1 protein-coding gene is annotated in these 11,559 nt (G+C 66.6%); it reads right to left on the bottom strand.

The window, feature by feature from the left end:
* Positions 1-11,547: hypothetical protein (locus tag ABZX92_RS43150; RefSeq protein WP_355571534.1), on the bottom strand; the 11,547-nt coding region annotated here is incomplete at its 3' end.
* Positions 11,548-11,559: the final 12 nt, after the last annotated feature.

Genomic DNA, 11,559 nt, shown 5'->3' with positions numbered 1-11,559 from the left:
GCCCGGCACAACCTCCATACGCCTGAGCTCAAAAGCCGCCTTCATCTCCTTGAAAGCCGGACCGATCAGAATCCGCGGCCTACCACCGGGCTCGGTGCTCGGCACGATCACCGACTGCTCCGAGATCGAGAACGGCGCCGTCCGGATAACCGCCGGCACCGCCCTATACCGCAGGTGCTCCCACTGCGACACATGCAGAGGCCGATCCGGCTCCATCCACTCAGCCGTACTCGCAGTGCTGTACCGCACACTCTCAGCATCAAGGACCGAACGCTCCGGCAACCCGCCCGAGCCCAGCAGATCAAACGAACCCAGCCCAGCCTCGACCCCACCAACCACCAAACCCGCAGACGGAGCCATGGATGGGACATGGGTCACCACCGGCTGAACGACCGAACGACCACCGGCAGACATCCCACTCGGAGATATCAGGTACACGGTGGCCTTTGCAGCCTGCATGCGCGAGGTCGAGTCTGGTGGGGCGATGCCCGACACTGTGGAGGTCACGATCAGGTCCGGGGACAGCACCTGCTCACCGTCCGGCGTCAGCGCCGCGAGGTGCTGCCCGACGAAGCGCCGCAAGTAGGCGGCAACCCGGTTCGCGCGCTCGATGGCCTTGTCACGGACGCGGGACTCGTCCCGGACCGCCAGGCCCATCCCGGCGTAGCCGACGATCTGGATGGTCGGCAACGCGATCCCGTCCTCGTGGTTCTCGAAGGCGATCTCCGCCGCCGTACGCGCGAAATCCTCAAGCTCCTGACGCTGCACGACCTGGTTGGTCAACAGGTGGAACTGGGCCTCGACCTGCAGCGGGGTGTCCACCCCCGCCCGCAGCGGCGCCGACTCGCCCAGCGGCACCAGCCTGACAGGCCTGCGGACCTCCCCCGCCTCGTAGTCCCAGGTCGACTTGCCCGTGACCATGAAACGCGACCGCGCAAGGGGGGCCAACGGCACCTTTGTCCACTGTCGGGACCCCGCCATGCGGGGCCGTTCGGGTGGCAGTTTGCGGTTCGTCAGCGTCCGAACCTCGGGGAAGCTGCGGTCCGCCGCGACGAGCGAAAGCACCACAGCCAACACCAGATCCGGCCGCTCATGCGTCGTGCTCGCCCACGAGTAGGCCGCCACCAAGTCGAGGTCACCACCCCGACGCACCGCCAAGCCACGGAGGCTCCCCACGATTCTGACGGCCAAGGCCAGCGTGTCCGCACGGTCGGCGAGCCTGAAGTTCGCGTGATATTGCCGGCCCCCTCGCGTCTTTATGTACTGCCAGCCCGACTGCGCCGCGGCCACGAGTTCAGCCACGACCAAGTCGTCATCGGCCTCCGTGGTCGGACCGGCCACGTTCACATGCCCGCCGTCGATCACGTCGAGCCACGTGTCGCCGTTAGAACGGAGGCTAGCCGGTACGACTTTCTGGGTACCGCCGGCGACACGCACGTCCAGACCGCGTTCGGCGAACAATGGCTGCACCGCATGCATGAACCCACGTCCATCCGGAAGACCCGAGATCGAGCAGGCCGCCAGCACGACAAGACTGCCGTCCGGGACGCCTTCGAGCACCCCGGTGTCGACGACCACGTTCACGAAGACGGACGGCTTGACCTGCACCTCACCGATCCCGAACACGTAGAGCTCGCCCATGGCGTTCTGGCCGTGGAACGCAATCACCCTGGTGGTGTCGTCATCGAGACCACGCAGCACAACGGGCATCCGCCGGGTCCCAGTGGCATCCACCATGAACAGCGCGTTCGCCCGATCGCGCCGCGACACCCAAGCGTGCAGACCGCCCGTGTTGGTAAAGAGAACGCCGACGTCACGACCGTTGCGTGTCACCGGGATCGTCAACACCTGGCCGCTGGTGAACGTGCGCGTTCGCCCGACGCTGTCCTCACCCGCCAACCACCGTCCGGAGGCCAGGTCGGGCAAGTCGGCATGTGCCAAGCCGCGCAGCCCGCCAGTCCTCGACGTGTCCTCCAGCGACTCCAGCTGCTCCTTCGTAACCCTCGCGGTAACCTTCTTCGGGTCGAACGCTCCGAGAAGATCGGCGACCGCCTCAGCTAGAGCGGCAGGAGTCAGGCCCGTGTGCCATGAGGTCCGCTCCACGGGCCGCAACGCGCTGGGGTCGTCGACGTCAACGCTGACTCCGGCAGTCCGCTCGTGCGCGACGGTGATCACCTGCACCCGCAGGTGATCACCAGACGGCAGCACCAGCCCCCGGTTGAACATGCGCTCAACACCACTCTGCAACACACTCCAGAACGCGTCGCGCGCAGCCTCCTCCTGTCCCTGCCTAAAGTTCATGTACACCACGAGCGTCAGCTCACGGACCCACACCCCCGGCCGCACCTCGACCCGACGCACCTCGAAAACCACAGGGCCGCGGTACGTCCGCAGACGCACCTGGTTCACCGGCGCTTTGGACCGGTACATGTCGAGATCGGCCGACGATGTCACCGGGACGACCGCGAGGGTGGGCGAAGACTCGGCGGTGCCTGGCGGCTCGTCAACCTCGCTCAGCGCCGTCGTCGACGCCAGGCCCAGAGTGTCAGGACGAGGCCCGAAGTCGGCCGTACTGCGGGTGCCGGAGGCCGGGGGCAGCTCGTCGATGCCCGGCCGATCGGACGAACCCGGTTCAGCCTCGACCCCACCAACCGCAAACGCCACCGACGGAGCCATGGATGGGACATGGGTCACCACCGGCTGAACGACCGAACGACCACCGGCAGGCATCCGCCCTGAGGACGTCAGGTGCACGCCGTCCTGTCGGCCATGCTTGCGCGTCGAGCCAGCGCCGGCATTGGGTGAGTTCGACGGAGTCGTCGCGGAGGACTCGTCGATCGGCAACACGGCGGGCTTCGGCGTGACCGCTGGACCGTAGGTACCGTCGGCCCGTTGCTCGATCGCCACGCCGGGATCGGTTGCGGGGCCGTCGAGGGGCTCAAGCACGATCTGGGTGCCGCCAGCGGTGATGACCAGGTTCCGGCCCAGGTAGGTCGCGATCAATCGGCCGGCGAAGTCGCGCGCCCGCACCGCCTGCTCGCCGGCCAGCGCCGCCGCGCGATGCTGGGCAACAGCGTCCACCAACTGCTCACCGGTGATCCGCGCGGTCATCAGGTGCTCCAGCCAGAGCGCGACCAGGTCTTCCTCGTCCTGCTCGCCCTGCGAGTCGTCGCGCAGCTCCCGCGCGGTGAAGAGCACGGAGTCACGCAGGTCCCCAGCGTTCTTCGACGCCTCACCCTCGGGAAGCGCACGGTGCACCGCGTCGTACAGGGTTCCCGCGGCGACCGGGCCCTGGAGAGCCTTGTCCGTCCGATCGAGCAGGGCAGTGAACGTTTCGACCAACGACTCGTTCGACACAGACACAACGCTCGAGTCGAATGTCACCTCGGACAGTGCGGCGCGATCGATGCCCGTCGCGGTGTGAGTGGCGATGCGCAGCGCATCGACCTCACTAGCGGGCATCGAGCCGAGCTCACGGAGAGCCTGCTGAAGACGCGCGTCCCACGTCTCCCGGTCGGGGAAGTTGACCGGCCGCAGGTCCGAGAAGATCGAGTCGTACTTCCCGCCGGTGTCCGCTGTGGACCGCACCAGCGCCGGAAGACCGAGATCCAGCTCGGAGTCCTTGCCGGAGCCGCTGTCGGGATCGGCGCCGGTCTGCGCTGCCAGGCCGGCGAGGTAATCGTCGAGATCGACATCCTGTAGCGCGGTGTCCTGGTAGGTCCCGGCCATGGCCGGGACCTGTGGCCCGGCCTCGCTGGCTTCTGCGGACTCCTGCGACTCCGGCGTGGTGGTGTCGATGTGGCTGCCTGCCCGGCCCATGCCCCTGCTCGGTTCGGGGAACGGCGGCTGCTGGACCGGTCGGGCATCAACAGAGCCCAACGTGGTGGCGTCCTCACCCAGCACGACCGAACCCTGAGCCTGCTGCTCGACGATCTGTGCCCCGGTCCCCAACCCCACCTCTGGGATCGGCCCGGCGTCGTCGCCGAGCCTGTCGTCGCCGAGCCTGTCGTCGCCGAGCCTGTCGTCGTCGAGCGTGTCGTTGAGGTGGCGGGCGCCGGGAGGCGCCTCGGCCGTCACACTGACCGCCGGGCTGCTGTCGAGGTGCATACCCTTGGCCCGGACCTGCACCTGTACGAATGGCTGCTCGTGTCCGTCTGTCAGGTGCGCACCCGTCGGTTTGGGCACCAGCCTCGGCACCCGAATAAGGAGCCGGCGGGCGAGAACCGGTTCCGCCAGCTCGCGCAGCCGGTGTTCGACCTCGCGGTGCAGAAGCTTCGCGACGAACTCCGCGCGTGCCAGCCCGGCTTGCTCGCCACGCCCGGCCCCGGCCAACTCGCCCTGGCGGCCGTACCCGGTGATCTCCACGACCACAGCAGGGTTCCTGCCGTCGATGTGGTCCTCGATCGCCGCCTGCGCGAGCCACCGCGCCAACCTGTGCACCCCCTGCAGGCGCCGGTTCCCCGACTCCGACTTGTAATCGATTCTCGTTTCCCCCTGAGCGAACTCGAACGTCTCCACCAGCGGCGGATCCGCCGGGTCCACGGAGCGCGTGACCCCGAACTCGCCAGGCCGCACCATCCGCGCCGGCCTGCTCACCCGACCGTTCTCGCGATCCCAAATACCCTTGCCCGTCACCACGTAACACGACCGCGCCTGCGGTTCCAGGCTGAGGGCGCCCCAATAGCCCCCGTCGTTCGACAGATCGACGACCGTGCTCACCTGCGATGCCCATGGGCCACCAGCCACCACGCTCAACGCCGCCGACCACATGGTCCGCGGGGCACTGTCCCCATCGTCAATCACGGCGCGGCGCGCGCCCACCAGGTCCAAAGTTCCGCTCTCGCGAATCGAGTTCTCCAGCACCGCCACGATCCGGTTGGCCAGATTCGCAATATTGTCGAACCACTTGTCCGTACCGACGTCGGCGCCACGGCCGGCGTACGGCGGGTGGGAACGCATCCGTGCCATGACCGTGCGGGTCCAGACACGGTCATGATCGACGGTCACCCACCCCCCGCCATCGAAAATCGCCGTCGTGTTACGCAGCTCATCCAGCTCGTATGTGTCCCCGACGGGAACGATCTGCCCGGTCGGCGCATGCACGATCACCATGCGCACGTCCTGCAGCCCATCATGCAAGTCGAACGCGAACGTGGCCGCACCCCGATTCGGACCGACCGCGCACGACAACAACGCGACCGCCTGCCACCCCGCCTGCATGAACACATCGATGCCCTTCAGCACCCCGGCGAACTGACGGCCAGTCAACTGCCCGGTCGTGCCATCGGAGTAGGAGACCGACACCATCTCCCCATCGCCATGCACATCCACGAAGAACGGCTTGAGGAAAGCGCCGGGGCGCGGTTGCGTCCACGGGCCGCGCACCGAGCGCAGGTGCCGGGCACGCTCCTCGGGCGCCATCGCCGCGAGCGTCACGTAGTCCGTGTCAACCATCGTCGAGGCATCCAGATCCGACGACCTGGCCCACTCCTGCGCCCGCGCCAACTCCGCACCCGACATGAAACTCACACCCACAACGCGACCGTGCTGGTCCCGCAGCAGCGTGGACAACACCACCGGTTCCGCGGTGTACAGCGGAGGAACCGGATCTGCCAGGCCCGGATCCACCACGCTATAGCGCGGCAACGACCCGGCAGCACCGCGAGCCCCTGGAGGACTGACCTGCAACGCACGGTTGCTGTCAGTGTCGCTGTCAGTGTTGCTGTCGGTGTTGCTGTCCAGAAGCAGCTCCTCGTGCTGCCGCGTGGTCGCGAATCCATCGGCCGCAGCGCCCACAAGTTCGTTGACCGCGGCGTTGGCCACGGCCCGAGGTGGCCCGAAAGCGTGGTCCGAGGTGTCTGGAGTGGTGCGCGCACCGCTGCCGAAGGACGCCTCGTCAGCGTGCAATACCTCGGCATCGGTGGCGACCTCGTCCACAGCCATGACACCCGGCGCTGCGTCGACCATTGCCACGTCGACCATTGCCCCGTCGGCATTGGGTGAGTTCGACAGAACCAGCGCCGTGGACTGATCGATCGGAGACACGGCGGGCTTCGGGGTGACCGCCGGACCATAGGTGACGGGATCGTCCGCCCGTTGCTCGATGTGCACGTCGGGATCGGTTGCGGGGCCGCCGAAGGGCCTCAGTACGACCTCGGTGCTGTCAGTGGTGATGACCAGGTTCCGGCGCAAATGGGTCGCGATCAGCCGGCCGGCGAAGTCGCGCGCCCGCACCGCCTGCTCCCCCGCCTCCGCCACCGCGCGGTGCTGGGCAACAGCATCCACCAACTGCCCACCAGTGATCCGCGCGGCCAACAGGTTCGCCCTCAACGAGCGCGCGCCAGACTCCCCATCCTGCCGGTCGGCGAGCAGCGCCAGCACGGTGGAGAGCACCGCGTCACGCAGGCCGCCGGGACTCGTCGACGCCTCACCCACCGTAAGCGCGCGATACACCGCGTCGTACAGGGTTCCCGCCGCAACCGGGCGCTGGCCGACCCCGTGCGTCCGATCGCGCAAGGTATTGAACATGTCGACCAACGACCTGTTCAGCCCAGGCGCAACGCCAACGTTGGACTCGGTCACGCCCTCGGAAGACGTCGACAACGGCTCCGACCACCGCGCCGGTCGCACCATGCGCCCGTCGGCCCACTCCACCTCGTCACCGGCCACGAAGCCATGACCGCTCATCAGATGCATCAGGTCCGGCGGCACGACCACACCACCCAACAAACCCGTATGAGGACCACTCCGCACCAGCTTGATCGCGGTCTCCCACACCAGGTCAGTACGCACCGCCCGAGCACCAGCGACCGGCGGAGCCTCCACCAATCCACGCACCGCGGCCAGATTGAGCACACCGCCTTTCTCCAGCAAGCCACGCTTCAGGAGGTCGCTCGCCCGGTAGACCTTGTCCACCACCGCGAACAGAGGAATCAGCTCTGCGTAATGCTTCTGAGCGTCCTTCGGCAGCTTGCGCCAATACGGCACCTGCTTCAACACCTCGTCGGCAGTGATCTCGAGCCCCGCAGCATCTCGGCCAAACGAAACCCAATACCCACCCTGGGTGATACCAGTCGTTTTGTGCTCGATCTGCCCCTTGTCATTGCGTTTATGCGCCACCCACAGCCTCTTGCTGGCTCCGTCTACCGCCGCAGTTATCCTGGACTCCGTCACGGTGCGCCAGAAGTCCTCAGCCACCGATTTGCCGTTCGGCACCCCAGGTTCCGGGGCGCCAGCATCGCAGATGTAGAGCGCAAACGAATCCACCAACGCCCCGCCAACCTGCCGGAACGCCTCCGAGCCCAACACCAGACGAGCAAGCGTTCCCCCGGTGACGAACATGAGTGTGCCGTCCGCAAGAGTGATCATGGCGAAACCTGGCTTTCCGTGGGTATCCACGAAGAACGTCCTGTTGTCGCCATCCCACGGAAACGCCATGGAGATCGGCGGGACGGTGTCCTGCATCATTTCGTCAGCCATGAGCAGACCGACTCGGCGATCGTTGTTCACCGGGAAGCCTTCCGACATGAGAGTCGGATCGCCGCCAGGCGCATCGAACGTGACCCCCATGATCTGACCGCTCGCGTCGGTCAGCGTCCGCATCTGTACCTGACCCGCAGTGAAGTACCGGCGCGCCCCCTTCTTGTCCACACCCGCGAACACGGCTCCCAGCGAGGTGGTGGTCGGCACGGTCAGGTTCGCCGCCGGGAAGGCGGTCGCGGTGACCACGTTGCGAGCACCGCGGTTCGGGTTGCGGGTCCCGGTGATGCGGTTGGCGGGCACGATCGTTTCAGCACTGAGCACACCCGCCCGCGCCGCAGACTCCAGACGAGTCAATTCAGCCGTCACGCCCTGAAGTACTCGCGACCGGACCTCCGCCGCCCTGCGCGTGCCGCTGTCCAGCCAGGACGTTGCCGGTGCGCGGTACCTACGACCGTGGCCTTGGCCCGAGAACTCTGCGATCAGCGGCGGCAGACCATCACCGTCAAGCTCGACAGCAGCCTCCGCCAGCCACCTGGCAAACCGGTCGACCTGCCACTCGCCCTCGTCGAGAGTCTTCTGCTTGTCAGCGAACTCGATGCTGACCAGCGGCGGCCTGAACCTGTCGAGATCGACACGAAGTGCGACGGCACCCGGCGGAACAAGCCGCACAGGCCGGAACATCAGCCCAGTCGAATGCCACTCGCCCTTGCCCGTCACCGTAAACCGGTCACGTGCCGCATCAGGCAAAGCCACATGCTTCCACTGACCGCCATCGCGGTACCTGTCCACAACAATTTTGATCTTGCCGCGCGCATCCTCCAGCGAAGCCAGGTAGGCCAGCGCAGCCATCCACACCAACGACGAGTCCGGTCCGCTATCAATCGCGCTATGCACAGCGCGCAGGTCCAGCACCGGACCACGTTTGGGCCACATCCGACCGATGTGATCAAAGGCGTTGAGAGCCACCTTGTCCGTCGGCGTCGCCGTCCCAGCAGACAAACGAACGCGAGCGAAACCACGCGCTTTAGCGTCCCGCATCAACGCCACCGCCGCAGCGACCTCGCTAACATCGGAGGGGCGCGGAGCCACCCCGCCGGATGCCACGATGTTGCCCGGCGTCGGTGCCGAAGTGTCGTCGAGCGACCAGCCCTGAACCAACTTGCCGAGGAACGCCGCGCGCTGCGGCGCGCGCTCCCGCAACTCCTGCGGGGCGAGGAAGTAGTACATCGCCGCCTCGGCGAGATCTGCCGCCGGGTTGTCCGCGCCATACTGCGTGATCGGCCGCTCCCCCTTGAAGTTCGGCCAGCCGTCCGCCGTCCACGCGCCCACCGCGAGGTTGAACTCCGGCAGGTGTTCACGCAGCACCTCGGCCACATGCTCGGCGTCCTTGTCGCTGTCGAGCACGTCCGGATACATTTCCGACAACTTCCCGATCGCCTCGGCATGCTTCGGCGACTGCTGTGCGAAGCGGTCCTTGTCGATGTCCAGCTCGGACCTAGCGGCGTGGATCGACAAAATGAAGTCTTCCTCCGCCGTCAGCGCTCCCGGGAGCGGCTCCTCAGCGTCTTCGACGAGGCGCGGACGACCATTGGCACCCCACGTATCGACCGAGCTCGTAAAGGCAGTTTGCGCGTAGCCAAGCAGGCCGCGCGCGATCTCGCGCGTGGCGACTGCCTCGATGCCGCGTACACCTTCACCGAATTCGGTGCCCCCACCACTGGGGTACAGCGAGAAGTTGCCGGCTCGGTCGAAGTACTCACCCGCAGCGGTGTGGTCGATGCCGTCGGCGCCGAGGCTGAAGGTGACCGCGCTGACAGACTGGATCTCCTGCTCTTCGTGCCCGCGGCTGGAGACGGCCCGACGGGCACCCAGCAACGGCGCGAAATGCCCCAGCGCGGCCCACACCCCGCGCAGCTCATCCAGGTCCCACGGCCGCGGCTGAACAGCGTTGAAGTTGATCGGGGGTGCGTCCGGATGCGCTTCCCTCTGGATCTGCGCGCCCTGTGCCGAGTGCACCTTTACCTTGAAAACCAGTTCGATGCCCGAGGTGATGACGAGGGCTTCGGAGATCGCAGCGTCCGAATGGGCATCGTCCGGGATGTTCAGCTGGTCGCCGCGGCGCCCCGGCAGCGGCACGCCCCACGACGCCACGCCCCGGTCGATCATTACCCAGTTGAACAGGTCGAACGCGGCCTGCTTGCGAACCTCCGGGTCAACGTCCGCATCTTTGTCTTCCTGCAGCTGCAATGAAACTAGCGCGATCAGGCCGTGCAGCCGTGCGCGGAGGGCCGAGGCCTCGACAGTCTCATCCGGATCCACTTCAGACAGCCTGGCCCCGTCGATGGCCGTCACGAGGTAAGCGTCGGTACGCAACGCCTCGGCCTCGGCGGCGGGCAACTCGTTGAGGTCATTAAGAGCCTTCCTCAGACGCGCGTCCCAGGCCGCATTCCACGCCTTCCGGTTGGGGAAATTCCACGGCCGCAGTTCCGCGAAGATCTCGGCATAGTTCCGGCCAGTGCCCGGCGTGGACTGAACTGGCGCCGGAGTGAGGAAGCCCGGCGTGGCGATGCTGTCGGGATCGGCGTCGACCTGCGCTGCCAGGCTGGCGAGGTACTCGTCGAGGTCGACCTCCTGCGCCGACTGCAACGCATCGACGATCTCGTCCAGGCTGAACCCACCGCTGAACAGCATGTCCAGCCTTGGGTGGACGACCGGCCGGAACCCGTACTCCAGCAGCAAACACGGCAGCAACAAGAAGATGTTGAGCCGCCCGTTCCCGTCCGTGAAGAAATGGAGAACGTGCAGTTGCCGAATGAGCTGACCGATCGCGCGAAGACGACCTGAGTCGTCCAGGGCACTGTTCACAGCCGTACGGAAGCCGTCGAACAGGGCGTTCGCCAAGGCGGGCGCGTCCTCCGGCAAATATTGGGTGAAGACCATCGGTGTGCCGTCGATCTCCTGGAACAGGGTCAACGCCCCCTGCTCGCCCGCGTCGATTGCCGCCTGACCACTCTCCGCGGTGACATTCAACCGCCGACCGAGAACCCGCTCGTCGAATAGGTCAGCGGCCGGGGCAGGCATCTGCATCCCGAACCTAGTCCTACCGTGGGTCCCGCTCACCTCGATACTTTCGGCGGTCCATGAGGTGGCCAGCGCGTGCAACTCGACGTACTTGCGCCATTCCAGCTCGTCTACCCGCAGGCCATCGCCGTCCAGCATACTGCCGAACGCCGCGAGCATCGTGTACTGAAACCCAGGCGACCGCTCGTGTTCATACAACGAACCCGGGTTGGCAGGATACGCGCTAAGCGCCCTCCTGTGATGGAGGGGATTGACGACGAACAACCACTTCTGATGATCCGCGACAACCTGCGAGAAGTACCGATGTCTCGGTCCGTGTGCGGCAGGCGTGGGAGTGGTGTCCTGCTCGGGACCGGCCGTGGCCTGGACCTGCGGCCTGCTCTCGCCGTCCTCCCTTGACTCCTCCAACTCTGGCGCGGCTGTCTCGATGTGGGTGCCCGCGCGCCCCTTGCCCTTGCTCGGCGCCGTCCGCGGATCCGCGAGCAAAGCCCCGTACGTAGCAAGGTAGTCCTCGATCTCGGCCGCGTTGGGTACCGCGGGCATCGAGGACCCCAGCACACCATCGAATTCGTCGTGGTCGTGGTTGTCGTCGGACGGGAGCACGTTCGCGGCCGGCGTGCCCATGGTGAACACGATGTCGGTGAACTCGACGATCGGCCCGCCAACCCGAGCCGTGGTGCTGTCGACCAGAACCACCGGCGTGCCACCGGTAGCGGACAACGTCGTGGTGACAACCGCACCAACCGGGAAGTCCTGATCGCTTGGGTCATACCCCTCGACGAACCGGAGTTCCTCGCCGGGGTTCAACCCCTGAAACGCAGCAGCGGCGGACTGCGCCGCTTTCAAATCCGTCTTGAACGGGATGAAACTAGTGTCGTGCGCAGGGAAGTCCGGGGTGGGATTCCCGTCGAGCGGCAGAACCGCCCCGTTACGAATCTCGCGCCAGCTCGGATGCCAGGCCGGGACACCCCGATACAACGTCAAGCCGTCCCCGAG

The organism is Lentzea sp. NPDC006480, assembly GCF_040611995.1.
Classification (GTDB): domain Bacteria; phylum Actinomycetota; class Actinomycetes; order Mycobacteriales; family Pseudonocardiaceae; genus Lentzea.
Note: the sequence above shows the minus strand (reverse complement) of the source record. Positions and strands in the feature narration are given on the sequence as shown.